Consider the following 22870-nt stretch of genomic DNA (forward strand, 5'->3'; position numbering starts at 1 on the left):
CGCGCCCGACACGGCCTGTGTACAACTGAAAACAGTTTATCCACAGATTTTTCCCCTTTAAGCGAGGACAATTGTGGACAGTACCGCCAGCGCGTCGCTCGCTGTGTGCATCCAATCGTCCTCGCGCCCCTGGTCAAAACGCGATCAGATCGATGAAAGCCTTATGAATAAAGGCCTGAAAGCAATTGAGCACAGCTTATCAACAGGCTGTTCCACCTGATCTGGGGACTGTTGATAGCGTGATGAACAGGCAAACACCACCGCTGCGTGCGGTGCGCCCGGGCCATCGCTCAGAATTCGTACAAACCCTTGGAGGCCTTGCAATCCCTGGTCTTCAGAGAGGTACAGACAGCTTGTACACAGGCCCTTCCACCGTTATTGGGGACGGTGTGGATAGCAGGGAGAACGCCCCTTCTGACAGGCCGACTGCCGCTCCGGCCCGGCCTGTACGGCACACGCCAGATGCCGGCCAGCAAGGGCTCAATTAATGATCAATCGGCTGAACAGCCCGCCAGCCGTGGGTAGCAGACAGGTGCGTACAGTTTTTCCACAGGGTCTTCCCCGGATACTGGGGGCAATGTGGACAGCGAGGCCACCGGCGCAGGGCCTTTTCCACACGACTGGAGAGCCCGCGCATCGATCAAAAAATAATCTAAACGCCAAAAGCCCCGCCAAATCAGGCCTCCGACGGTCTGGCTACAGCTTGTCCACAGGCTCATCCCCGGCGTTTGGGGACAGGTGGGGATCATGCAGCGGTTTTGTCCACAGTTCACAGCCGCGGAAAACCGGCGCATGGCAGGGCCCAGCTACTGATCAGAATCTGTACGAACGTCTGAAAGGCCCATCGATACTGGGCTTTGTCGATCTATCCACAGCTTGGGCACAGTACCGTCCACGGGAATTGGGGACGATACCCAACAGGCCGTATCCGCTAACTTATCCCGTTGGACATTAAGTGATCAAACCTCCACAGGCAGCGTGCAGCCTGGCCTCTGGCGTGGTGGCTACAGCTTTTCCACAGGCTAATCCAAGCCATTTGGGGACAGTCGCCCACAGGGCGGACGCCCATCCACAGGCCCTGCCCTGTGCAAATCCTGATCGAATGCCTAAAAGCCACGGAAGACGGGGTATACGGGAAGCTGCCCACAGCTTGTCCACGCTGTGCTCCACCGGAATCGGGGATGAACACCTGCCCCTGGCGCTTCCCATGTGCGGCGCGGTGCCCGGAAGCCATGCCGAAGGCATGCGCACACCAGCACCGGGCACTCGGCAAGAACCCGCTCATGGCCCGTTCCGGCATCGGCGGGATTCCGCGCAGCGATGCCCCTCCATCGAGCCGAAACCCAGCAACGGCGCGGCCTCCGGTGCCTGGCACAGGTCCTGCTATGGCGCCTGTCCAAGCCCGGCCAGTCCGTGCACACAACAACAACGACTCGAGGAACCACGATGGAAAGCTCCAGCACCCTGACTGCCTCAGCAGCAACCCGCACCACATCCCAGCGCATCAAGTCGATCTTCAGCGGCTCGGTGGGCAACCTGGTGGAGTGGTACGACTGGTACGTCTACGCCGCCTTCTCGCTGTACTTCGCCAAGGCCTTCTTCCCCCAGGGCGACCTGACCGCCCAGCTGCTGAACACCGCCGCGATCTTCGCCGTGGGCTTCCTGATGCGCCCCATCGGCGGCTGGCTGATGGGCATCTACGCCGACCGCAAGGGCCGCAAGGCTGCCCTGCTGGCCTCGGTGCTGCTGATGTGCTTCGGCTCGCTGATCATCGCCCTGACCCCCAGCTACGAGAGCATCGGCATCGCCGCGCCCATCCTGCTGGTGATCGCCCGCCTGCTGCAGGGCCTCTCGGTGGGTGGTGAATACGGCACCTCCGCCACCTACCTGTCGGAGATGGCCACCAAGGAACAGCGCGGCTTCTACTCCAGCTTCCAGTACGTGACGCTGATCTCCGGCCAGCTCATCGCCCTGGCGGTGCTGATCGTGCTGCAGCAGACCCTGACCACCGAGCAGCTGGACAGCTGGGGCTGGCGCGTACCCTTCTTCATCGGCGCGGCCTGCGCCGTGGTGGCGATGTTCCTGCGTCGCGGCATGGAGGAGACCGACTCCTTCACCCAGAAGAAGGACAAGCCCAAGGAAAGCCTGCTGCGCACTCTGATGCGCCACCCCAAGGAAGTGCTGACCGTGGTCGGCCTGACCATGGGCGGGACCCTGGCCTTCTACACCTACACCACCTACATGCAGAAGTACCTGGTCAACACCGTGGGCATGAGCAAGGACGACTCGACCATGATCTCGGCCGCCACGCTGTTCCTGTTCATGCTGCTGCAGCCCATCGTCGGCGCGCTCTCGGACAAGATCGGCCGGCGCCCGATCCTGATCGCCTTCGGCGTGCTGGGCACCCTGTTCACCTACCCGATCCTCAGCACCCTGCACACCATCGAGACCTGGTGGGGCGCGTTCTTCCTGATCATGGCGGCGCTGGTGATCGTCAGCGGCTACACCTCGATCAACGCCGTGGTGAAGGCCGAGCTGTTCCCCACCGAGATCCGCGCCCTGGGCGTGGGCCTGCCCTACGCGCTGACCGTGTCCATCTTCGGCGGCACCGCCGAGTACATCGCGCTGTGGTTCAAGAGCATCGGCATGGAGAGCGGCTTCTACTGGTACGTGACCGCCTGCATCGCCTGCTCGCTGATGGTGTACCTGTTCATGAAGGACACCCGCACCCACTCGCGCATGAACGACGACTGATTCCCTTGGGCCGCCCTGGCCCTGGCTGCGGTTTGCCGTAGCCGTTTTATTCCGCAGACGGGCCCGCAAGGGCCCGTTTTCGTTTCTGTACGCCTCGCGCTCTGTATCCAGGCGCCCAGCTCCCTCCCGAGTACTGGAGAGGCATCACTCCCGCAACCGACAGGCCTCAAGCCCCGCCGAGAGGACGGCCGCCTCCTGCGGCTCGCTGAAGATCAGCTCCAGCCGCGAATCCCGCCGCCACTCACTGGGGCGCCAGTGCAGCGGGGCGCCGTCCAGGGCGTTGGCCGAGACCCAGCCTTGCGCGCTGTGGATAACCAGCTTGGCGCGGCGCCAGTCCAGGCCCTGGAGCCAGGCGGCCAGGTGCTCCGGGTCGAAGCGTTGGGACGGGTGCCAGCGCCAGCCGATGCTCCAACCCTCCCCCTGGCCACCCGCCTGGCAGAGGGGTCGGGTGGGGTCTGTCCACAGGGTCGGCAAAGACGGCGGGGCACTGGGCAGCGCGAGGTTATCCACAGCCGCGCCGACGCGCGCCGCCAGGCCGGGCAGGCGTTCCAGCGGCAGCTGGCCCTGCTGGGTCCAGCACTGGGGTACCGCCGGCAGGGCCTGGGCGATGCGCTGGCGAACGTCGGCTTGCAGGCCCTCGGCCTTGTTCAGCACCAGCAGCCCGGCACCTTCCAGTGCCGCCTGCTGGCTGGCGGGCAGCGGCTCGCCCCGGGCCAGGGCCTGGGCATCCAGCACCACCAGGGTGGGCTGCAGGGCCAGCACCTCGGTCCAGGGCGCCGCAACGAGCTGCCGACGCAACTCAGCGGGATGGCCCAGCCCGGACGGTTCGATGAACAGCCGGTCCGGCCGCGCCTTGCGCAGCAGGCGCCCGAGCCCGACCTGGAAGGGCGCGCCGTTGACGCAGCAGAGGCAGCCGCCGGCCACCTCGGCCAGGCTGATGCCGTCCTCGCCGGTTTCCAGCAGCGCGGCATCCAGGCCGACCTGGCCGAATTCGTTGATAAGCACCGCCCAGCGTTCGCCCACGGGGCGTTGGGCCAGCAGGTGGCGGATCAGGCTGGTCTTGCCGGCACCGAGAGGGCCGGCCACCAGGTGGGTGGGGATGTGGGTCAGCATGGAGGCCATGGTGCGGTGTCACAGTCTGTGAATAAAGGGCCGTGATAAAGTCGCGCATCTCAACGATCTTGGTCGGTGCTTCATGCGTGTGTTCCTGCTGCCCCTGCTGCTGCTCGCCTCGTCCCAGGCCCTGGCGGAAGCCTGCATTGTCCACAGCCAGAGCGACCGGCTGGACGTGAAGGTCTGCCAGGCCAACCGCAGCATTCCCTCCCAGTTGTTCCGCGACGGCTTCTGCAAGCCGGAGATGCCGGGCCAGAAGGTGGAGGTGAGCTACGCCGAGCAGTGCCCCGAAGGGGCCTTCGGCGTCTGCCGCAACAGCCAGGTCAGCAACATCGCCTACCGCCAGGACCTCTACTACTACGGCGTCGCCAGCGACGCGCGCTACCTCAAGCCGTTCTGCGAGGGCCAGGGCAAAGGCACCTGGGAAAGCCCGTCGTCATCAGCCGGTAACAGCCAGGCGGTGAAATAGCCTCGGGTACCTCGCTCATGCCGGCCCAGCCGGCAGGGCCTCGGTGATGCAGGGCCACCTTCGGGTGGCCCTTTTTTTGACCTGTGGATAAGCACCGGCCGACCCGGCACCTGCCGCCCCACCCCATCGAGCACAACCACACCTGCCGCTCAGGCCAACCAATCCAGCGTCAGCAGCAAGCGCGCCTCGCCCGGAAGGACGTCCGGCGACCTGTGGATAACCCCTCGCCCCTCATTGCCCAGCCACTTCTCGCCCTTGAACAAGGCCACATGGCCGGCCGCCAGGGTCTGCCCGGCGGGTACGGCTGCGGGCTCGGCGGCGGGGTCGCCCAGGCGGCTGCGGGGCATCTGGCCTTCCTGCAGCCAGTGGCTGCCGGCCCCGGCGTAGGTGGTGATCAGCCGCAGGGGCACGTGGTCGACGTGGTAGCGCGGGCACATGGCGCGGTCCAGGCGCCGCAGGCGCAGGCCGATGCGCCGGGCATCCAGCAGGCAGGCGAAGGCGCGCACCAGCCAGGCCACGTCGGCGAGGAAGCCGGCATGGCCGTCGATGTCGGCGAAGCGCCGGGCCAGGTTGCTCAGGTCGAGGGGCGCCTCCGGGTCCGGCAGCTCCAGGGTCAGGGACTCGCTCAAGGGTTCCCCGAGCCCCAGCAGGCAGCGGGCGTAGTCGCTGATGTGCAGGGGCAGCTGGCGCTCCCAGACGGCGAGGTTGACCTCGTCCCGCAGGGCTTCGCCCAGCACCGCCGGGTTGTCGCCGATGGCCGCACGGGGCGGCGGGCGCAGGGCCAGGGCTTCCATCAGGCCGCCTCCCCGACCAGGCCGCCGAAGGGGTCGGGCAGACGCGACCAGCCTTCGACGCCCTGGGCCATCTCGGCATCGTCCAGCAGGCAGTCATCCAGCTCGGCGTGCAGGCGCGCAAAGTCGATGCCCTGGCCGATGAACACCAACTCCTGCCGGCAGTCACCCACCTGCGGGTCCCAGTGCTTGAAGATCGCTTCCAGGCCTTCTTCGTCCTGGGGCCACTGCTCGCGCGGGACGAAGCGCCACCAGCGCCCGGCATGGCCGTAGCGCATCAGGCCGCCGGCCTGGGACCAGCTGCCGGCCTCGCGCCAGGCGCTGGCCAGCCAGAAGAAGCCCTTGGAGCGCAGCAGCCGGCCGTTGCGCCATTCGCGGTTGAGGAAGGCATGGAAGCGCTCGGGGTGGAACGGCCGCCGGGCCCGGTAGGCGCTGGAGGCGATGCCGTAGGCTTCGGTCTCCGGCTGGTGTTCGCCGCGCAGTTCCTTGAGCCAGCCCGGCGCACGGGCGGCCCGTTCGAAATCGAAGCGGCCGGTATTGAGCACCTTGTCCAGCGGCACGCGGCCCATGCTCATGGGCAGGATCTCCGCCTCGGTGTTGAGCCGCTGGAGGATGGCGGTGAGCTCCTCGCGCTCGGCCTGGCTGATGAGGTCGATCTTGCTGATGAGGATGACGTCGGCGAACTCCACCTGGTCGATCAGCAGGTCGGTGATGGAGCGCTCGTCGTCTTCACCCAGGGTTTCGCCACGGCTGGCCAAGCTCTCGGCCTGGTGGAAGTCGCGCAGGAAGTTCACCCCGTCCACCACGGTGACCAGGGTGTCGAGGCGGGCGACGTCGGACAGGCCACGACCGTCCTCGTCGAGGAAGGTGAAGGTCTCGGCCACCGGCAAGGGTTCGGAGATGCCAGTGGACTCGATCAGCAGGTAGTCGAAGCGGCCTTCGCGGGCCAGCCGGCCGACTTCCTCCAGCAGGTCCTCGCGCAGGGTGCAGCAGATGCAGCCGTTGCTCATCTCCACCAGGCGCTCTTCGCCCCGGTTGAGGCTGACGTCGCGCTGGACCTCGCTGCCGTCGATGTTGATCTCGCTCATGTCGTTGACGATCACGGCGACCCGCAGGTGCTCGCGGTTCTTCAGGATCTGGTTGAGCAGGGTGCTCTTGCCGGCTCCCAGGAAGCCGGACAGCACGGTGACGGGAAGACGCTCTTGCATGGCGGAATCCTCTTCAGGGCACGGTTATGAGTTCAGGCGTCGCGCAGGTGCCGTTCGCGACGCTCTTCGCGCTCCTTGGCCTCGATGCACAGCTCGGCGGTGGGCCGCAGCAGCAGGCGGCGCAGGCCGATCGGCTCGCCGGTCTCCCGGCACCAGCCGTACTCGCCACGGGCGAGGCGGTCCAGGGCGCTGTCGATCTTGTCCAGCAGCTTCTTTTCCCGTTCCAGGCGGCGCAGTTGCCACTGGCGCTGCTCTTCGCGGGCGGCCACGTCCACCTCGTCGCTGGCGGGCTCGATCTCCCGCAGCTCGTTCATCTCGTTGTCGATGCGCGTACGCAGGTCGTCCCGCTGGGCCTCCAGCAGGCGCTGGAAGAAGGCTTGCTGGGCGTCGTCCATGTACTGCTCGTCCGGTTGGCTGAGCAGGTCGTCTTCGCTGGTGATGAGGTGCATGGCTTCGGCAAGGGTGGCTTGATTTTCAAGTGTTATAACATAACATATCGAATTTCCCGCAAGCCGAGCCCGACGATGAACGACCTCTCCCTGCCCGACGTGGCCAGCCAGACCCAGGCCACCCTCGCCCCGCTGGACCGCGTCGGCATGGCCGGCATCCGCTTGCCGTTGCAGGTGGCCGGGCAAGCCGTGCAGGCGCGGGTGGAAGCCAGCGTCAGCCTCGACACCCCAGGCGTACGCGGCATCCACATGTCGCGGCTGTACCTGGCGCTGGAGGCCCTGGCCGGCGAGGAGCTGACCCTCACCGCCCTGCAGGCGCTGCTGCAGCACTTCCTCGACAGCCACCAGGGCCTGTCCCTCTCGGCACACCTGCGGGTGGCCGGTGAGCTGCTGCTCAAGCGTCCGGCGCTGGTCAGCCCGCTGTCGGGGCACAAGGCCTACCCCTTCGAAATCGCGCTGAGCCTGGATCCACGGGGGTTTCACGTGGAACTCATGCTGGAACTGGGCTACTCCTCCACCTGCCCGTGCTCGGCGGCGCTGTCACGGCAGATGACCCAGCGTGCCTTCAGCGAACGCTTCGCCGGGCAGGCACCCACCTGGGAAGCCCTGCATGAATGGCTGGGCAGCGAAGCGGCCATGCCCGCCACGCCCCACAGCCAGCGCAGCAAGGCGCGGCTGTGGCTGCGCCCGGCGGACCCGCTTCAGGCGCCGGACTGGATCGAGCTGGTGGACCGCTGCGAAGCCGCCCTGGGCACGGCGCTGCAGACTGCCGTGAAGCGCGCCGACGAGCAGGCCTTTGCGCTGGCCAATGGCCACAACCTGATGTTCTGCGAGGACGCCGCGCGGCGCCTGGCCGAGCCCCTGCGGGCGCTGCCGGACCTGGCTGCATTCAAGGTGCGTGTGGAGCACGAGGAAAGCCTGCACGCCCACGACGCCGTGGCGGAAATCCACTGGCTCTGGACCTGAGCCCCCTTCCCCGCCCGGCCCCCTCCAACTGCCCTTCCCGCTCCCAGGCCGTGGCATTGCGCCCGGCCTGAGGCCCCCGGCTGCCCCTGTCCCCCTGGCGGGCGGATTACGGAATTGTAATCAGCGCCTCATCTCCGGGTTATCCGGCGCTTGCCACGATAGCCCCGCCGCGCGCCGCCCGCGTGAGCGTCGGCGTGTTCGATAACAACAACGACATGGCCTCCACGACCTGCCATACACGAACAGGAGCATCCGATGATCCAATCCGCCCGGGCCCCCCTGGCCCTCTTCGTCGCCCTCGCCGCCAGCACACCCCTGCAGGCCGCCGAGCAGAAGCCCGAAGGCTTCATCGAAGGCAGCAGCCTCACCATCCTCAACCGCAACTTCTACATGAACCGGGACTTCCGCCACGGCCAGTCCAGCCCCACCGGCAACGGCTACACCGAAGCCTGGGCCCACGGCGTGATCGCCACCTTCCAGTCCGGCTTCACCGAAGGCACGGTAGGGGTCGGCATCGACGCCTTCGCCATGCTCGGCCTGAAGCTGGACACCGGCGACGGCCGCTACGGCCCGGGCGGCAGCGTCAACCTGCTGCCGGTGAACAGCCGCGGCGAGGCCGAGGACCGCTATTCCAAGACCGGCGGCGCCCTGAAGGTGCGGGCCTTCGACACCGTGCTCAAGGCCGGCGACGTGTTCCCCACCACCCCGGTGGTGCACTACGGCGACGCCCGCCTGCTGCCGGAGAGCTTCCGTGGCGTGACCCTGGAGAACACCAGCCTGGAGGGCCTGAAGGTCCAGGCCGGGCGCCTGCACGCCATGAGCCAGCCCCAGGAAAGCGGCATGCGCGGCAACTTCGCCACCTTCTACGCCGGCCGCGTGGACGCCCCCTGGGTGGCCTACCTGGGCGGTGACTACCAGGTGAACGAGTACCTGGGCCTGAGCCTCTACAGCAGCCGCCTCAAGGACGCCTGGAACCAGCACTACGCCGGCCTCCAGCTGGAGTACCCGCTGGGCGAGGACCTGGCCCTGATCGGCGGCCTCAACCTGTACAAGGCCACCGACGAAGGGCGCCGCCTGCTGGGCACGTTCGACAACACCATCTACAGCGGCAAGGTCGGCGTGCGCTACGGCGCCCACACCCTGGCGCTGTCGCACCAGCGCAACACCGGTGACGACGACTTCGACTACCTGCGCCAGTCCGACTCGATCTTCCTCGACAACTCCATCCAGTACAGCGACTTCAACTCGCCGAAGGAGCGCTCCTGGATGCTCCGCTACGACCTGGACATGGCCGCCTACGGCGTACCGGGCCTGAGCTTCATGACCCGCTACGCCCGTGGCACCGACGCGGACTACTCCCACGCCAACAGCACCTACATGCGCCGCGACGGCAACGGCGACCCGCTGGTGGACCAGAAGCGCTGGGAGCGCGACATCGAGGCCCGCTACGTGGTGCAGAGCGGCTCGCTGAAGGACCTGTCCCTGCGCCTGCGCCAGGCCACCACCCGCGCCACCGACTTCGAGTCGGACCTGGACGAGGTGCGCCTGATCGTCGAGTACCCGCTGAACGTGCTCTGACGGGGCGTCCGGGCCGCCCCACGGGGGTCGGCCCGGATATCAAAGATGTAATCCGCGCCTCACCGTCCTGTTAGCCTCCGCTCCTTAGCATGGGCCTCGTGGTTCGACGCCAATCCCGAAAGATGAACGAGGTTACCCCCATGAAAGCCAGTCTTCTCCTGATCGCCCTGCTTGGCCTGAACGCCACCGCCGCCCTCGCCGAAGACGGCTCGGAGCGCGCCCAGCAGATGGTCCAGGCCGCCCGCGATGCCCAGCTCGCCCGCCCGGCCGACGACAGCCAGACACTCACCGCCCAGCGCGACGCCGACAAGGCCGAAGCCAGGGGCGCCGAACGCGCCAACAACTGATTTCCCCAGGCAATACGTCCACCTCCCGCTTCCGCTCCTTTGGATGTGGTGGACCCTGAGGCGCCCCGGATGGGCGCCTTTTTTTGTGGCCGTCCGGTCGCAAATCCTCTCCCTCCTCTCTCCAGCGACCGATTGCCGCGCCACGGCCCGCCGTGCGCCAGGTCCGCTTCTTGCCCCGGCAAACCCGCTACAGTCTCGCCACCCCAACAGGGAGGGAGACTGATGACCGAGAACTGGGATTTCTATTTCGCCCGGGTGGATGACCGCCCAGCATCGCTGTTTGTCGACCTGGGTGCCGTGGAACAGGCGCCGATCGAGCGCCTGCCGGCCATGGCCTACGTGCGCGTGGAGATGAACGCGCCACGGGGCGACGGCCTGTCGAGCAACGAGGAGTACGACGCGCTGATCGCGCTGGAGGACGCCGTGCTGCCGAAGCTGGAGGATGCCGACCACGCCTACGTCGGGCGTTGCACCACCAACGGCTGCCGCGATTTCTTCTTCTACACCGCCCATCCGCAAGGCTGGGAAGCCCGCGTGGCCGAGGCGTTCCGGGGCTTCCCGGACTACCGCTTCGAGGCCGGCAGCAACCCCGACCCGGGCTGGTCGACCTACCTGGAGTACCTGTACCCCAGCGCCATCGACCACCAATGCATCCAGAACCGCCGGGTCTGCCAGACCCTGGAACAGAACGGCGACCGCCTCGACACCCCGCGTGACATCGACCACTGGGCCGAATTCGCCGAGGCCGGCGACGCCCAGGCCTTCGCCAACCGCGCCCAGGCCCTGGGCTTCTCGCTGCGGGTGCCGATCGCGGCCAACGAAGACGGGCAGTACAGCGTGCACCTGTGGCGCAAGGACCTGCCCTCCTTCGCCGAGATCGACAGCGTCACCCTGCCGCTGTTCCACCTGGCCGAGGACCACGGTGGCCGCTACGACGGCTGGGAAACCCAGCTGGTCAGCGCCGACTGACGCCACCGGCGCCACCCGCGAACACGGGTGGCGCCGCCCGGGTCAGCCGCGCTCGTCGGCTTCGTCCTCTTCCTCGTCGCGCTGGTGCGCACGCAGGTAGAGCGCCGGCAGCACCAGCAGCGTCAGCGCCGTGGACGAGAGGATGCCGCCGATCACCACGGTGGCCAGCGGCCGCTGCACCTCCGCCCCGGTGCCGGTGGCCAGGGCCATGGGCACGAAGCCGAGGGAGGCCACCAGGGCCGTCATCAGCACCGGCCGCAGCCGGGTCAGCGCCCCTTCGTTCACCGCATCCACCAGCGAACGCCCCTCCTCCCGCAGGTTGCGGATGAACGCCAGCATCACCAGGCCATTGAGCACCGCCACCCCGGACAGGGCGATGAAGCCGACCCCGGCGGAGATCGACAGGGGGATGTCCCGCAGCCACAGCGCCAGCACCCCGCCGGTGAGGGCGAAGGGGATGCCGGTGAACACCAGCAGGCCGTCCTTGACGTTGTTGAACATCATGAACAGCAGGGTGAAGACCAGCAGCAGCGCCACCGGCACCACCACCTGCAGGCGCCGCGCGGCCGATTGCAGCTGCTCGAACTGGCCGCCCCAGGTGGTCCAGTAGCCGGCCGGCACCTGCACCTCCGCCTGGATGCGCGACTCGGCCTCGGCCACGAAGGAGCCGATGTCGCGGCCGCGCACGTTGGCGCTCACCACCACCAGGCGCTTGCCGTTCTCGCGGCTGACCTGGTTCGGCCCCAGCTCCAGGTCGAGGGTGGCCACGTCCCCCAGGGGGATGAAGGCGATGCCGTCCGCCGCGCCGCCGGGCAGCGGCAGCAGCAGGCGCGACAGGCCCTGCGGGTCGGTGCGCAGCCCCTCGTCGAGGCGCACCACCAGATCGAAGCGGCGGTCACCCTCGAACAGGGTGCCGGCCTGGCGCCCACCGACGGCCATGGCCAGGGTGTCCTGCACGTCGCCGACGTTGAGGCCGTAGCGCGCGGCCTTGTCGCGGTCGATGTTGACGGTGAGCACCGGCAGACCGGAGGTCTGCTCCACCTTCACCTCGGAGGCGCCCGGCACCTGCTGCAGGGTCGTGGCGATGCGCTGGGCGGTGCTGCCGAGCACGTCCATGTCGTCCCCGAAGACCTTCACCGCCACGTCGCTGCGCACCCCGGAGATCAGCTCGTTGAAGCGCAGCTGGATCGGCTGCGACAGCTCGTAGTTGCTCCCCGGCACGCCGGCCGCCACCTGCTGGATCTCGGCCACCAGCGCCTCGCGGCTCTTGCCCGGGTCCGGCCATTGCTCGCGCGGGCGCAGCATCACGTAGGCGTCGGAGATGTTCGGCGGCATCGGGTCGGAGGCGATCTCGGCGGTGCCGGTGCGGGCGAACACCCGCAGCACCTCCGGCACCTGCGCCACCAGGGCGCGTTCCAGGCGCTGCTGCATGTCCAGCGACTGGCCGAGGCCGGTGCCGGGCACGCGCAGGGCCTGCAGGGCGAAATCACCCTCGCTGAGGCTGGGGACGAACTCGCTGCCCATGCGGCTGGCCAGCACGCCGGCACCGAGCACGCTGGCGGCCGCCAGGGCGAAGGCCAGGTTGCGCCGGCGCATCACCCAGGCCAGCACCGGGGCGTAGCCGCGCCGGGCGGCACGCATCACGGCGTTCTCTTCCTCGCGCACGCGGCCGGTGATGAACAGGGCGATGGCCGCCGGGACGAAGGTGACCGAGAGGATCATCGCGCCGAACAGGGCGATCACCACGGTAAAGGCCATGGGGTGGAACATTTTCCCCTCGACCCCGGTGAGGGCGAAGATCGGCAGGTACACCACCATGATGATCAGCTGGCCGAACACCAGGGCCCGACGCGCCTCGCGGGAGGCGGCGAACACCTCGTGCAGGCGCTCGCTGCGGGTCAGCAGGCGGCCGTGGCGCTGCTGGGCGTGGGCCAGGCGGCGGATGGCGTTCTCCACGATCACCACCGCGCCGTCGACGATGATGCCGAAGTCCAGCGCGCCCAGGCTCATCAGGTTGGCGCTGACCTTGTTGGCGAACATGCCGGTGAAGGTGAAGAGCATCGACAGCGGGATCACCAGGGCGGTGATCAGCGCCGCGCGGATGTTGCCGAGGAACAGGAAGAGCACGGCCACCACCAGGATGGCGCCCTCGATCAGGTTCTTCTTCACCGTGGCGATGGCCTTGTCCACCAGGTGGGTGCGGTCGTACACCGGCACCGCCACCACGCCGGTGGGCAGGCTGCGGTTGATGCTCTCCAGGCGCTCGGCCACCGCCTGGGAGACGCTGCGGCTGTTCTCGCCGATGAGCATGAACACGGTGCCGAGTACCACCTCGCGGCCGTTCTCGGTGGCGGCGCCGCTGCGCAGCTCCTCGCCGATGGCCACCCGCGCCACGTCGCGCACGCGGATGGGCGTGCCCTCGCGCTGGGTGACGACGATGGCGGCGATGTCCTCGATGCCCTCCAGCTGGCCGGGTGCGCGGATGGTCAGCTGTTCGCCGTTGCGCTCGATGAAGCCGGCACCGACGTTGGCGTTGTTGCGTTCCAGGGCGGTGACCAGGTCCGCCAGGGTGATGCGGTAGGCGGCCAGGCGCGCCGGGTCGGGGGCGACCTGGAACAGCTTGGCGTGGCCGCCGATGGTGTTGATCTCGGCGACGCCGGGCACGGTGCGCAGCTGCGGCTTGATGATCCAGTCCTGGATCACCCGCAGGTCGGTGGCGCTGTAGGGCGTGCCGTCGGCCTTGAGGGCGCCCTCCTCGGCTTCCACCGTCCACAGGAAGATCTCGCCGAGGCCGGTGGAGATCGGCCCCATGACCGCCTCGGCGCCTTCGGGCAATTGCTCGCGGGCCGTCTGCAGGCGCTCGTTGACCAGTTGCCGAGCGAAGTACAGGTCGGTGCCGTCTTCGAAGGTGACGGTGACCTGGGACAGCCCGGAGCGGGACAGCGAGCGGGTCTGCTTCAGGTGCGGCAGGCCGGCCATGGCGGTCTCGATGGGGAAGGTGATGCGCTGCTCGGTCTCCAGGGGCGAAGACCCGGGCGCGGCGGTGTTGATCTGCACCTGGACGTTGGTGATGTCGGGGACGGCGTCGATGGGCAGCTTCTGGTAGCTGGCGATGCCCAGGCCGGCCATCGCCAGCACGGCGAGCATCACCAGCAGGCGCTGCTCGATGGCGAAGCGGAGAATGCGTTCGAACATGGTGGCTACTCGTCAGTGGGCGTGGTCGGCGCTGGCCTTGCCCAGCTCGGACTTGAGGGTGAAGCTGCCGGCGGCGGCCAGCTCGACCCCCGCCTCCAGCCCGTCGCTCACCTCCACGAAGCCCTGATCGCGGGCCCCCAGGGTCACCGGGCGGGTGGCGAAGCCGGTGTCGGTGCGGACGAACACCACGCTGCGGTCCTCCACCGTCTGCACGGCGGCCTCGGGCACGGCGACGGGCACTTCGCGGGTGTCGGTGGCCAGCTGCACGCTGACGAACAGCCCCGGGCGCCAGGCCAGTTCCGGGTTCTCCAGGGTGGCGCGGGCGGTGGCGGTGCGGCTCTGCTCACCCAGCAGGCTGCCGACGTAGGCCACCGAGCCGGCCACTTCGGCCCCCAGGTCGCGGGCGCTGACGGTGACCGGGCGGCCCACGCGGACCCGCGCCAGGTCACGGGGCGAGACGCTGAAGGTGGCCCAGACGCGGGACAGGTCGGAGAGGGTGAAGGCGGCGCTGCTCTCGTTCACCACCTCGCCGGGCACCAGGTGCTTCTCCACCACCATGCCGGCGAAGGGCGCGCGCAGCTCGTAGCGGTTGCCGCCGCCCTGGGCGAGGCTGCCGCTGAGGGCGCTGACCTTCTGCCGGGCGTTGCCCAGGGCGATCTCGGCCTCGTCCAGGGCCTGGCGCGCCAGCAGGTAGTCCTGCTCGGCGGAGATGCCTTCCTGCCACAGCTGGCGCTCCCGCTCGAAGGTGGTGCGGGCCAGGCGCACGCGGCGTTCGGCGGCGGCCAGTTCGCTGCGCTGCTCGGACACCTGGGGGCTGGCGATCACCGCCAGCAGGTCGCCCTTCTGCACCGCCTGGCCGAGGCCGACGCTGACCTGCTCGACCACGCCGGCGGCACGGGGGAACAGGTGGGCGGTGCGGTCCTCGTCCAGGCGGATCTCGCCGGGCAGCGCCAGGCGCTGGCTGAGGGCGCGGGGGGCGGCCTTCACCAGCTCGATGCCGGCGGCCTGGATCTGCGCGGGGCTGAGGGCGATGGCGCCCTCCTCCTCGTCGTGGTCGCCGCCCTCCTCGTCGGCATGGGCCGAGGGCGGCGGGTCGTCGGTGGCCTGGGGCGACGGGCTGCCGATGGCCGGCAGCAGGGTGGCGCCCGCGCCCAGGCCGAGGGCGAGCAGCAGGCCGAGGGCGAGGCCTCGTTTCATGTCCATGGGGTGTCCTCTCGAAGGGAAACGATGATGTGCAAGGCGCGGTAGAGGTCGTGGCGGCACCAGTGGCCGTCGGGCTCGCTGGGTACGCCGGGGGCGTAGCCGCAGCCCGCCACCAGCACCAGCAGGCCGAGCCAGGGGTGGCGACGGGGCATGCTTCAGGCCGGGCCGTCGAGGCCCGACAGGTCGCCGTAGAGGCGCTCCAGGCTGGCCCAGGCCTCGGTGGCCTCGGCCATGGCCTGCAGGTAGCGGTTGCGCGCGTCGATCAGGGTGCGCTGGGCGTCGAGCACGTCGAGGAAGGCCAGCTTGCCCATGCGGAAGCCGCGGGTGGCGCTGTCCACCGCCTGCTGGGCAGCCGGCAGGATGCTGCGGTCGTGGGCGTCGATGGCGGCCTGGGCACGGCGCCATTGCTCCAGGGCCATGGCCACGTCGCCGCGCAGGCGCAGCTCGGTGGCGTTGCGCAGGTCGCGGGCCTGGTCGGCGCGGCGGCTGGCGGAAAGCACGTTGCCCTGGTTGCGGTCGAACAGCGGCAGCGGCAGCGACACCCCCACCAGGTTCACCCGCTGGCGGTCCTCGGCGCTGTACTGGCTGCCGATGCTGACGGTGACGTCGGGGTAGCGCCGGGCCTTCTCCAGGTCCAGGCCGGCCTCTTCCCGCGCCACGTCGGCCAGCGCCAGGCGCAGGTCGGCGGTGTCACCCAAGCGGGCCAGCAGGCGGGCTTCGGCCGGGGGGGACGGCAATAGGCCGAGGCGCCCGGCGACCCGCTCGAAGCCGGGCCGGGGCTCGCCCATGAGCGTGGCGAGGCGCTGGTAGGCCTGGCGCTGCTCGGTGCGGGCACGGTCGCGCTCCAGGGTCAGCTCGTCCTGCTGGACCTGGGCCCGCAGTGCTTCCATGGGGGCGGCCTTGCCGGCGCGGATGCGTGCCTGGGCCACCGTCAGGCCGCGCTCGGCCAGGGCCAGGGAGGCGTCGGCCAGCTCGCTGCGCGCCTGGGCACGCAGGGCCGCCTGGAAGGCCAGCAGGGTGTCGGCGCGCAAGGCATTGCGGCGCTGCTCCAGGGTCAGCTCGGCCAGGGCCTGGCCGCGCTCGGCGTAGGTGACACGGGCACCGCGCTTGCCGCCCAGTTCGAGGGGCTGGGCCAGGCTGACGCTGGTGGTGCGGGTGGCGCTGCGGGTGTCCTCCATCTCCCAGGAGAGTTCCGGGTTGGGCAGCAGCGCGGCCTGGCGGCGTTCGCCGGCGGCGATGCCCGGTCCCTGGCTGGCGGCCGCCAGTTCGGGGTTGCCCTGGTAGGCGGTGGCGAGGGCGGTGGCGAAGTCCAGCTCGGCGGCCGTGGCGAAGGGCGGCAACGCCAGGCACAGGGCCAGGACGGCCAGGCTCGGGCGCAGGCGCTTGGGGGGCTTGGGTCGGTACACGGTGGAAGTCCTCTGCGTCTCGGAAGCGATCAACGCCTGGCAACTTCCAGGGGTTGATCCGATAACGCCGGGGACTCTAGGGCGGGGCACTTATCCCCAGGGTGACGCACGGATTACAAATATGTAATGCCCGTTCCGGGGGCACTTATCTGGTTTAGCATCGCGCCGCGCCGAACAACTTCCGGGCAACTTCCGTAGCAACTTGAAACAACTACCGGTGTTATCCACAGGCCTTACGCCGTGCTGAAAGCCTCGTGGCAGGCGGCGCTGACGGGTCTGATCGCTTGACATTGAAGTGACTACAGGGTTTAGCCTGCGCAACTTTCCGGTCGTTTTTCTTAATTGACTTATTTATCGCTGCCCTCTTGTTCGAACAATGAGCCGGGCACTTTTCCTTCTATATGCAGGATGAATTCCCATGCGGATCCTTATTGTCGAGGATGAGCCCAAGACAGCCGATTACCTCTACCAGGGCCTGAGCGAAAGCGGTTATGTGGTGGACGCTGCCCATACCGGCGTCGACGGCCTGCACCTGGCCCGCCAGCACCAGTACGACCTGGTCATCCTCGATGTGAACCTGCCGCAGATCGACGGCTTCGGCGTGCTCGGCCAGTTGCGCCAGGACACCGCCACGCGGGTGCTGATGCTCTCGGCCCGGGGCCGCCTGGCGGACAAGGTGAAGGGCCTGGACCTGGGCGCCGACGACTACCTGGTGAAGCCCTTCGAGTTTCCCGAGCTGCTGGCACGGGTGCGCAGCCTGCTGCGGCGCGCCGAACAGATCGCCGTGCCGGAGGTGCTGCGGGTGGCCGACCTGGAGCTGGACCCGGGGCGCCACCGGGCCTTCCGCGGCAGCCAGCGCATCGACCTGACCACCAAGGAATTCGCCCTGCTGCACCTGCTGATGCGCCGCACCGGCGAGGTGCTGTCGCGCACCCAGATCATCTCGCTGGTGTGGGACATGAACTTCGACTGCGACACCAACGTGGTGGAGGTCTCCATCCGCCGCTTGCGGGCGAAGATCGACGACCCGTTCGAGAACAAACTTATCCACACCCTGCGCGGCGTCGGCTACGTGCTGGAAGACCGCGGATGAAGCCGGCCAGCCTGTCCGTCCGGCTGGGGCTGGCGGTCGGCGCGATGGGCGCCGTGCTGGTGGTGGTGCTGGCCCTGCTGGCCGCCTATGGGCTGGACGGGGCGCTGGATGCCCGCGCCCGCGAGGCCCTGGAGAGCAAGCTGAAGCAGATCGAGCACAGCCTGGCGCTGGACCTGGGCAACAGCCTGCGGCCCCACGTGGTGGGCGACCAGATCAAGGGCCACGACGACCTCAGCCTGGCGCTGTTCGATGCCCGCACCGGCGGGCCGGTGCGCCTGGAGCTGGGGCGCCTGCCGCTGTCGGAACGCCTGCGGGACCTGCCGGCGGGCCCGGAGGTGCGCTACCGCACCCTGTACCTGGAGGACGGCAGCGAGGTGCTGGCGGCCTACCGCGAGCTGGTGCTGCCCGACGGCCAGGCGGTGCGCCTGTTCCTCAACCTGGACCGGCGCAGCGACCGCGCCCTGCTGGCGGCCTACCTGCGCTCGGCGCTGGCGACGCTGCCGCTGGTGCTGTTGCTGATCGGCTGCGGCGCCTGGCTGGTGGTGCAGCGCGGCCTGGCGCCGCTGGCACGCTTCCGCCGGGTGGCGGCGAAGGTCTCCACCGAGGACCTCTCCCACCGCCTGCCCGTGGCGTCGCTGCCCCGGGAGCTGGGGGAGCTGGCGCAATCCATCAACCTGATGCTGCACCGCCTGGACGGCGGCGTGCAGCAGCTGGCGCAGTTCTCCGACGACCTGGCCCACGAGCTGCGTTCGCCCATCAGCAACCTGATGGGCCAGGCCCAGGTGACCCTCTCCCGCGAGCGCCCACCGGAGGTCTACAAGGCGGTGCTGGAGTGCTGCACCGAGGAACTGGAGCGCCTGGCGCGGATCGTCACCGACATGCTATTCCTGGCCCAGGTCAGCCACCCGGCGGCGCTGGTGCCCATGACCCCGCTGGATCTCGGCGCCGAGGCGCGCCGGGTGGCCGACCTGTTCGCCCTGCCCGCCGACGACAAGCAGCAGGTGCTGGTGGTGGAGGGCGAAGGCCAGGTGCTGGGGGACCGGCTGATGGTGCAGCGGGCGCTGTCCAACCTGCTGTCCAACGCCATCCGCCACAGCCCGCCGCGCAGTTGCATCCACCTGGAGGCCCGCCGGGAGGGCGACAGCCTGGTGATGGCGGTGCGCAACCCGGGCCCGGGCATTCCCGCGCAGCACCTGCCCCACCTGTTCGAGCGCTTCTACCGGGTCGACCCCGGCCGCGCCCGGGCGGACGGCGGAACCGGCCTGGGCCTGGCCATCGTGCGTTCGATCATGAGCCTGCACCGGGGCTCGGTGGAGGTGAGCAGCGAACCGGCCGGCCCGACGGAGTTCCGCCTGCGCTTCCAGGCGGCTGGCTAAGAACGACGCCCTCACCGGGTTGCCGCCTCGATCAACAACCAAGGCCCTGGCGGGTCGCTAGAATGGCGACCCATTTTCCAGGCCAACACGGACGTTCCATGCATCGGCACACCATCGCGCCGCGCCACGACTGGTGCGAGCAAGCCTCGACGCTCGGCTTCCACTTCCACTCCATCGGCGGCGAACCCTACTGGGATGAAAGCGTCTGCTACCGGTTCAACCTGCGGCAGATCGAGGACGACATCGAGGCACCCAGCGCCGAGCTGGAGGCCATGTGCCTGGCCCTGGTGGAAGACGCGGTGGAGAGCGAAGCCCTGCTGCGGCGCATGGCGGTGCCCGAGGCGCACTGGACGCTGATCCGCGACAGCTGGCGTACACGCGAGCCGGCGCTGTACGGGCGCATGGACCTGACCTACGACGGCCAGGGCCCGGCGCGTTTCTACGAGTACAACGCCGACACCCCGACCGGCCTCTACGAGGCGGCCTTCTTCCAGTGGGTCTGGCTGGAGCAGTGCCGCGAGCGGGGCGTGCTGCCGGAGCGGGCCGACCAGTACAACCTCGTCCAGGATGCGCTGGTCGAGCGCCTGCAGCGCATCGGCCTGGCGGGTGAGCCCTTCCACCTGGCCTGCTGCCGTGACCACATCGAGGACGAGGGCACCGTCACCTACCTGGCCGACTGTGCCAACCAGGCCGGCCTGCAGCCCAATCTGCTGCACATCGACGACATCGGCCACGTGCCTGGCAAGGGCTTCGTCGACCTGCACGACCAGCCGATCCTCCAGCTGTTCAAGCTCTACCCCTGGGAGTGGCTGCTGGAGGAGGACTTCGCCCACCATCTGGCCCGGAGCCGGACGCGCTTCATCGAGCCCGTCTGGAAGACCCTGCTGTCGAACAAGGCGATCTTGCCGCTGCTCTGGCAGCGCCATCGCGGCCACCCCAACCTGATCCCGGCCTGCTTCGCCGATGAGCCGGATGCGGCTCTGCTGGGCCCGCGCTGGGTGCGCAAGCCGTTCTTCTCCCGCGAGGGGGCGAACATCCAGGTGGAAAGCGAGGGCGGAGTGGAGCTTGCGACGCCCGGCCCCTACGAGCAGGGGCCGGCGATTCTGCAGAGCTGGTGCCCGCCGCCCTGCATGGGCGGGGAGCACCCCATCATCGGCAGCTGGCTGGTCGGCGGCCGGCCCGTGGGCATGGGCATTCGCGAAGACCGCAGCGCCATCACCCAGGACAGCTCACGCTTCGTTCCGCACTACATCCTCGATTGAGCGCCCACGCAGCAGGGCCTCGGCCCGCCTGGGTGCCTGGTGCTGCAGGCAGAAGGCGGCCAGGGCGCTGGCCAGCCAAGCAACTGCCAGGACCCATACGGCGAGGAACACGCCGCCGAGCGATCCGACGACGAGCAGGATGATCAACAGGAGGATGCCGACCACCAGACCCGCCAGCTTCCAGGCATCCGGGCTCCAGAAGCCGCGCAGGTAGGCACCCAACGGGCTGGTCTGGTAGGGCGGCAGTGCGCGCAGCTGCTGTTCGTCGAGCACCAGCAGAGACTCCGCCAGCGAGAGGTCGAAAGTGGCAGGGTCGTCAGGGGCCTGTCGGGTACGCGCACGCTCGGCCAGTGTGGTCAGGTCGACCATCTCCCCACTGTTCAGGTGCCACAGCCAGCGTTGCCGCGGGCTGATCAGGTAGGTCTCCACGTAGCTGCCCCACCCCAGGTTGTAGAGCAGGAAGCCCAGCCAGAGGGCCATCCAGACCAGCAGTGTCAGTTCGTAATTACCCACAGGCCAGGGCCACAGGTCGAAGGCCAGTTGTGCGGCGAACAACAGTCCCACCACCAGTGGCACCAGGCAGCACAGCATCAGGGTCAGGCCATGGGTGGCGCCAACCAGCAGGACGCCGCCGCTGGTCGGGTCGATGCGCACGACGTGCGGGAACGACACCTCGGACAGGGCCTGTTCATCTACCCCGCGATCATCTTTTGCCATCGGTACGCACCATCAGCAGTTGCCAGTTCTCGTCACGCCAGAGCGCCCGCTCATCGCGAGGCTGCTGGTCGGCCGGCAGCAACACCACGGCAAAGGGCGCCCGAGACAGGGTCAGTTCGCCCAGTTGCAGGGCAGGCGTCTTGCCTTCCAGCTGCAGGTCGACCCCGACCAGCGCGCTGACGCCCTGGGGCTTGGGCTGGGTCGCCCACCAGCTCTGCCAGGCATGCAGGCCCGCCAGGTTCGACCCGGCCAGCTTGATCCGGCCATCGGCATGCAACGCCACCAACCCGGAGGGCCAGGCCTCGGCTGCCCCCCACGGGCCGTCCGGCCTGGCTGGCAGGGGCTGCTGGCGGAGGCTCGCCCAGAGCCCGGCCAGCAGATCCAGCTCACGCAGGTCGGCGCCCGCCAGGGCCCTGATCAACGGCGTCTCGGTGCGCAAGTCAGCGTCATCGGTGGGGGCGCCCTGGCGAACGAGGCTCCTGGATTGCAGGCGCAGCGCCCTGCCCTTTTCCCAGCGACGGTCATGGGTCCAGAAGATCGAGACCATCGTCCACACCGCTCCCGAATCGGTCATCTGCACACCGCTGCAGTGCGTCAGGGCCTGCAGCGGGGCGGTGGGGCTTACCAGCACGGGCGCCCGACAGCTCGGGGCGAGGCCGAGCGACGCGAGGCTCTTCCATTCACGGCTGTTCGGCAGGCGCACCTGCAGGCTGTCGGGCTTTTCGGCGATTAGCTGGCGCAGTTCCTTGAGCCGTGCATCGGCCTCGCCAACGCTGCTGTCCAGGCTTGTGGCCTGGGCGATCGAGCTGGCGAAAAGGCAACCGAGCACCAGGCCAATCCGTATCCACATGATCGGCTACCCGCTGGCCATGGCCAGGCTGCTGCGGGCGGTCGCGCCGAACCCGCCGCGGCTGGCAGCGCCCTGGAGGCGCGTCGGCAATTGTCCGCTCTGGAACTGCTGGGCGTAGCCGGATGCCTGCAGCTGGCTGCGGTGCAGGCTGGCCTGGCGAGCACGCTGGTCGCCCAGGTACTGGCCCTGGCCGGTGAACAGGTGCAGGTTGCGAGCACCACCGCCGCCGCTGTAGCTGCCAAAGTGGCCGCCGCCATAGGTGCTGCTGCCATAGAGCGCGTCTTCGCTCATGCCGAAGACCGGCTGCAGTTCATCGAGGCCGATCTCGCTCCAATCGTCCGGTTCGCCACTGCGCAGGCGTCTGATCAAGGCATCGCTGACCAGGAACGCCACCGGCTGGGGGCGGGCCAGGCCGTCGTCGCCCTGTGTGCAGCTCTGCACGGCGTCGGCCACGCACCACTCACCGACCTTGCAGTTGCCACTGATACGGATGAAGTCGCGCTCACAGGCCATGAAGCTGGTGTAGACCGGCGCCATCAGGGTGGTGCGCCGGAACGCCTCGTCGCGCAGCCGCAGGCATTGTTCGGCGGTCAGGGTGGTGCCCTGCTCGCAGACCGCCAGGCTGTCGAAGACCCGCACCTCACGGTACATCGGGTCCCAGGCCAGCAGGACGAGGGGGGTGGCGCCCATAAGGCTGAGGGTCAGCAAGCCGGCGCGCTTCTGCCGGCGAGCGGTGTCAGGCAGTGGCTGGGAGGGGGCGGCAGCAGGTGCCGAGGGCGCTTCGGCGGAGGGCATAAACAGTCCATGTTCAAGATCGAGGGGCGGATTAGAAGATGACGCTCCCCTCGGGTCAACCGCCTTTGAACGGGATGTGATCCAGTCCCGGCGGCTGTGCACGGCCCACGGCGCCCGTGGCTGGAGGCCTGCCACGTGGATAGCCGAAACATAGTTTGACACAGCGGGTCGCAAAATCCGCTAGCTTCAGCGCTAGGATCTTCATCTACGACTGAATCATAGTTTGACACAGCACAGCCCGCACACGCTAAAAGCCAGCTACTGTCAGGAACATAGTTTGACACCTTCCGCCAACAACGCATGCCGGTAATGTGCCTGAACTCTGAAGA

General features: G+C 68.7%; 20 protein-coding genes. 9 read left to right on the forward strand and 11 right to left on the reverse strand.

The window, feature by feature from the left end:
- Positions 1-1446: 1446 nt before the first annotated feature.
- Positions 1447-2754: an MFS transporter gene (locus tag BM198_RS10355; protein WP_044409934.1), complete on the forward strand. Its 1308-nt coding sequence runs from the start codon at positions 1447-1449 to the stop codon at positions 2752-2754.
- A 144-nt stretch (positions 2755-2898) separates the two neighbouring features.
- Here the strand turns inward: BM198_RS10355 and BM198_RS10360 are convergent, their stop codons facing one another.
- Positions 2899-3867: a CobW family GTP-binding protein gene (locus tag BM198_RS10360; protein WP_074969992.1), complete on the reverse strand. Its 969-nt coding sequence runs from the start codon at positions 3865-3867 to the stop codon at positions 2899-2901.
- Positions 3868-3949: 82 nt separating this feature from the next.
- Here BM198_RS10360 and BM198_RS10365 point away from each other — a divergent pair, with 82 nt between their 5' ends.
- Entirely contained in the window at positions 3950-4336 is a 387-nt protein-coding gene (locus BM198_RS10365; RefSeq protein WP_044409936.1) for a hypothetical protein, read from the forward strand.
- 149 nt (positions 4337-4485) lie between these two features.
- Here BM198_RS10365 and BM198_RS10370 read toward each other — a convergent pair whose 3' ends face one another.
- Genes BM198_RS10370 through dksA form a run of 3 tightly spaced genes read right to left on the reverse strand, consistent with a single transcriptional unit; the run spans position 4486 to position 6784 of the window.
- Complete coding sequence (locus BM198_RS10370) at positions 4486-5130, reverse strand: DUF1826 domain-containing protein (protein ID WP_074969756.1); 645 nt, start codon at positions 5128-5130, stop codon at positions 4486-4488.
- Positions 5130-6335 (reverse strand): zinc metallochaperone GTPase ZigA, encoded by a 1206-nt coding sequence (zigA, locus tag BM198_RS10375; protein WP_074969758.1) that lies wholly within the window; start codon positions 6333-6335, stop codon positions 5130-5132. Before zigA ends, BM198_RS10370 begins: the two co-directional genes overlap by 1 nt.
- Before the next feature lie 32 nt (positions 6336-6367).
- Positions 6368-6784, reverse strand: coding sequence for an RNA polymerase-binding protein DksA (gene dksA, locus BM198_RS10380; protein WP_074969760.1), 417 nt, complete (start codon positions 6782-6784; stop codon positions 6368-6370).
- A 75-nt stretch (positions 6785-6859) separates the two neighbouring features.
- On the opposite strand from dksA, the gene folE2 reads away from it, so the two are divergent.
- From folE2 to BM198_RS10400, 4 genes are all read left to right on the forward strand, one after another.
- Positions 6860-7750 (forward strand): GTP cyclohydrolase FolE2, encoded by an 891-nt coding sequence (folE2, locus tag BM198_RS10385; protein ID WP_074969762.1) that lies wholly within the window; start codon positions 6860-6862, stop codon positions 7748-7750.
- Between the two features lie 255 nt (positions 7751-8005).
- Positions 8006-9328, forward strand: a complete 1323-nt coding sequence (locus tag BM198_RS10390) for an OprD family porin (RefSeq protein ID WP_074969764.1) — start codon at positions 8006-8008, stop codon at positions 9326-9328.
- A gap of 140 nt (positions 9329-9468) precedes the next feature.
- Positions 9469-9675: a hypothetical protein gene (locus BM198_RS10395; RefSeq protein ID WP_044409945.1), complete on the forward strand. Its 207-nt coding sequence runs from the start codon at positions 9469-9471 to the stop codon at positions 9673-9675.
- A gap of 222 nt (positions 9676-9897) precedes the next feature.
- Positions 9898-10644: a DUF695 domain-containing protein gene (locus BM198_RS10400; protein WP_074969766.1), complete on the forward strand. Its 747-nt coding sequence runs from the start codon at positions 9898-9900 to the stop codon at positions 10642-10644.
- A 42-nt stretch (positions 10645-10686) separates the two neighbouring features.
- Here BM198_RS10400 and BM198_RS10405 read toward each other — a convergent pair whose 3' ends face one another.
- From BM198_RS10405 to BM198_RS10415, 4 genes are read right to left on the reverse strand one after another with little or no spacing between them, the layout of a single operon-like run.
- Positions 10687-13839 carry an efflux RND transporter permease subunit gene (locus BM198_RS10405; RefSeq protein WP_074969768.1) on the reverse strand — a complete coding sequence of 1051 codons (3153 nt, stop codon included), beginning with the start codon at positions 13837-13839 and terminating at the stop codon, positions 10687-10689.
- A 12-nt stretch (positions 13840-13851) separates the two neighbouring features.
- Positions 13852-15042 carry an efflux RND transporter periplasmic adaptor subunit gene (locus tag BM198_RS10410; protein WP_074969770.1) on the reverse strand — a complete coding sequence of 397 codons (1191 nt, stop codon included), beginning with the start codon at positions 15040-15042 and terminating at the stop codon, positions 13852-13854.
- Positions 15033-15194, reverse strand: coding sequence for a hypothetical protein (locus BM198_RS30140; RefSeq protein ID WP_160158615.1), 162 nt, complete (start codon positions 15192-15194; stop codon positions 15033-15035). The genes BM198_RS10410 and BM198_RS30140 overlap by 10 nt, the downstream gene beginning before the upstream one ends.
- 3 nt (positions 15195-15197) lie before the next feature.
- Positions 15198-16448, reverse strand: coding sequence for a TolC family protein (locus tag BM198_RS10415; RefSeq protein ID WP_074969772.1), 1251 nt, complete (start codon positions 16446-16448; stop codon positions 15198-15200).
- A 418-nt stretch (positions 16449-16866) separates the two neighbouring features.
- On the opposite strand from BM198_RS10415, the gene BM198_RS10420 reads away from it, so the two are divergent.
- The 3 genes from BM198_RS10420 to BM198_RS10430 all read left to right on the forward strand — a co-directional run bounded on the left by BM198_RS10420 (position 16867) and on the right by BM198_RS10430 (position 20179).
- On the forward strand, positions 16867-17541 hold the full coding sequence (locus BM198_RS10420) for a heavy metal response regulator transcription factor (protein WP_074969774.1): 675 nt from the start codon (positions 16867-16869) through the stop codon (positions 17539-17541).
- Positions 17538-18917: a heavy metal sensor histidine kinase gene (locus BM198_RS10425; RefSeq protein ID WP_074969776.1), complete on the forward strand. Its 1380-nt coding sequence runs from the start codon at positions 17538-17540 to the stop codon at positions 18915-18917. The genes BM198_RS10420 and BM198_RS10425 overlap by 4 nt, the downstream gene beginning before the upstream one ends.
- 98 nt (positions 18918-19015) lie before the next feature.
- Positions 19016-20179 carry a glutathionylspermidine synthase family protein gene (locus BM198_RS10430; RefSeq protein WP_074969778.1) on the forward strand — a complete coding sequence of 388 codons (1164 nt, stop codon included), beginning with the start codon at positions 19016-19018 and terminating at the stop codon, positions 20177-20179.
- Here BM198_RS10430 and BM198_RS10435 read toward each other — a convergent pair.
- Genes BM198_RS10435 through BM198_RS10445 form a run of 3 tightly spaced genes read right to left on the reverse strand, consistent with a single transcriptional unit; the run spans position 20147 to position 22541 of the window.
- Positions 20147-20896 (reverse strand): hypothetical protein, encoded by a 750-nt coding sequence (locus tag BM198_RS10435; protein ID WP_074969780.1) that lies wholly within the window; start codon positions 20894-20896, stop codon positions 20147-20149. The two genes, BM198_RS10430 and BM198_RS10435, sit on opposite strands and share 33 nt — an antisense overlap.
- Positions 20883-21746, reverse strand: coding sequence for a hypothetical protein (locus BM198_RS10440; RefSeq protein ID WP_139233601.1), 864 nt, complete (start codon positions 21744-21746; stop codon positions 20883-20885). The genes BM198_RS10435 and BM198_RS10440 overlap by 14 nt, the downstream gene beginning before the upstream one ends.
- Before the next feature lie 6 nt (positions 21747-21752).
- Positions 21753-22541 carry a DUF1190 domain-containing protein gene (locus BM198_RS10445; RefSeq protein ID WP_074969784.1) on the reverse strand — a complete coding sequence of 263 codons (789 nt, stop codon included), beginning with the start codon at positions 22539-22541 and terminating at the stop codon, positions 21753-21755.
- Positions 22542-22870: the final 329 nt, after the last annotated feature.

Origin of the sequence: Metapseudomonas otitidis (genome assembly GCF_900111835.1) — a bacterium.
Taxonomy (GTDB): Bacteria; Pseudomonadota; Gammaproteobacteria; order Pseudomonadales; family Pseudomonadaceae; genus Metapseudomonas; species Metapseudomonas otitidis.

What these genes read in the sequence shown, in the direction of transcription:
- dksA (WP_074969760.1), bottom strand. Translation starts at nt 6,784, where the DNA reads ATGCACCTCATCACCAGCGAAGACGACCTGCTCAGCCAACCGGACGAG.
- folE2 (WP_074969762.1), top strand. Translation starts at nt 6,860, where the DNA reads ATGAACGACCTCTCCCTGCCCGACGTGGCCAGCCAGACCCAGGCCACC.
- BM198_RS10390 (WP_074969764.1), top strand. Translation starts at nt 8,006, where the DNA reads ATGATCCAATCCGCCCGGGCCCCCCTGGCCCTCTTCGTCGCCCTCGCC.
- BM198_RS10370 (WP_074969756.1), bottom strand. Translation starts at nt 5,130, where the DNA reads ATGGAAGCCCTGGCCCTGCGCCCGCCGCCCCGTGCGGCCATCGGCGAC.
- BM198_RS10355 (WP_044409934.1), top strand. Translation starts at nt 1,447, where the DNA reads ATGGAAAGCTCCAGCACCCTGACTGCCTCAGCAGCAACCCGCACCACA.
- BM198_RS10420 (WP_074969774.1), top strand. Translation starts at nt 16,867, where the DNA reads ATGCGGATCCTTATTGTCGAGGATGAGCCCAAGACAGCCGATTACCTC.
- BM198_RS10400 (WP_074969766.1), top strand. Translation starts at nt 9,898, where the DNA reads ATGACCGAGAACTGGGATTTCTATTTCGCCCGGGTGGATGACCGCCCA.
- BM198_RS10360 (WP_074969992.1), bottom strand. Translation starts at nt 3,867, where the DNA reads ATGCTGACCCACATCCCCACCCACCTGGTGGCCGGCCCTCTCGGTGCC.
- BM198_RS10425 (WP_074969776.1), top strand. Translation starts at nt 17,538, where the DNA reads ATGAAGCCGGCCAGCCTGTCCGTCCGGCTGGGGCTGGCGGTCGGCGCG.
- BM198_RS10430 (WP_074969778.1), top strand. Translation starts at nt 19,016, where the DNA reads ATGCATCGGCACACCATCGCGCCGCGCCACGACTGGTGCGAGCAAGCC.
- zigA (WP_074969758.1), bottom strand. Translation starts at nt 6,335, where the DNA reads ATGCAAGAGCGTCTTCCCGTCACCGTGCTGTCCGGCTTCCTGGGAGCC.
- BM198_RS10410 (WP_074969770.1), bottom strand. Translation starts at nt 15,042, where the DNA reads ATGGACATGAAACGAGGCCTCGCCCTCGGCCTGCTGCTCGCCCTCGGC.
- BM198_RS10395 (WP_044409945.1), top strand. Translation starts at nt 9,469, where the DNA reads ATGAAAGCCAGTCTTCTCCTGATCGCCCTGCTTGGCCTGAACGCCACC.
- BM198_RS10445 (WP_074969784.1), bottom strand. Translation starts at nt 22,541, where the DNA reads ATGCCCTCCGCCGAAGCGCCCTCGGCACCTGCTGCCGCCCCCTCCCAG.
- BM198_RS30140 (WP_160158615.1), bottom strand. Translation starts at nt 15,194, where the DNA reads ATGCCCCGTCGCCACCCCTGGCTCGGCCTGCTGGTGCTGGTGGCGGGC.
- BM198_RS10440 (WP_139233601.1), bottom strand. Translation starts at nt 21,746, where the DNA reads ATGTGGATACGGATTGGCCTGGTGCTCGGTTGCCTTTTCGCCAGCTCG.
- BM198_RS10435 (WP_074969780.1), bottom strand. Translation starts at nt 20,896, where the DNA reads ATGGCAAAAGATGATCGCGGGGTAGATGAACAGGCCCTGTCCGAGGTG.
- BM198_RS10405 (WP_074969768.1), bottom strand. Translation starts at nt 13,839, where the DNA reads ATGTTCGAACGCATTCTCCGCTTCGCCATCGAGCAGCGCCTGCTGGTG.
- BM198_RS10365 (WP_044409936.1), top strand. Translation starts at nt 3,950, where the DNA reads ATGCGTGTGTTCCTGCTGCCCCTGCTGCTGCTCGCCTCGTCCCAGGCC.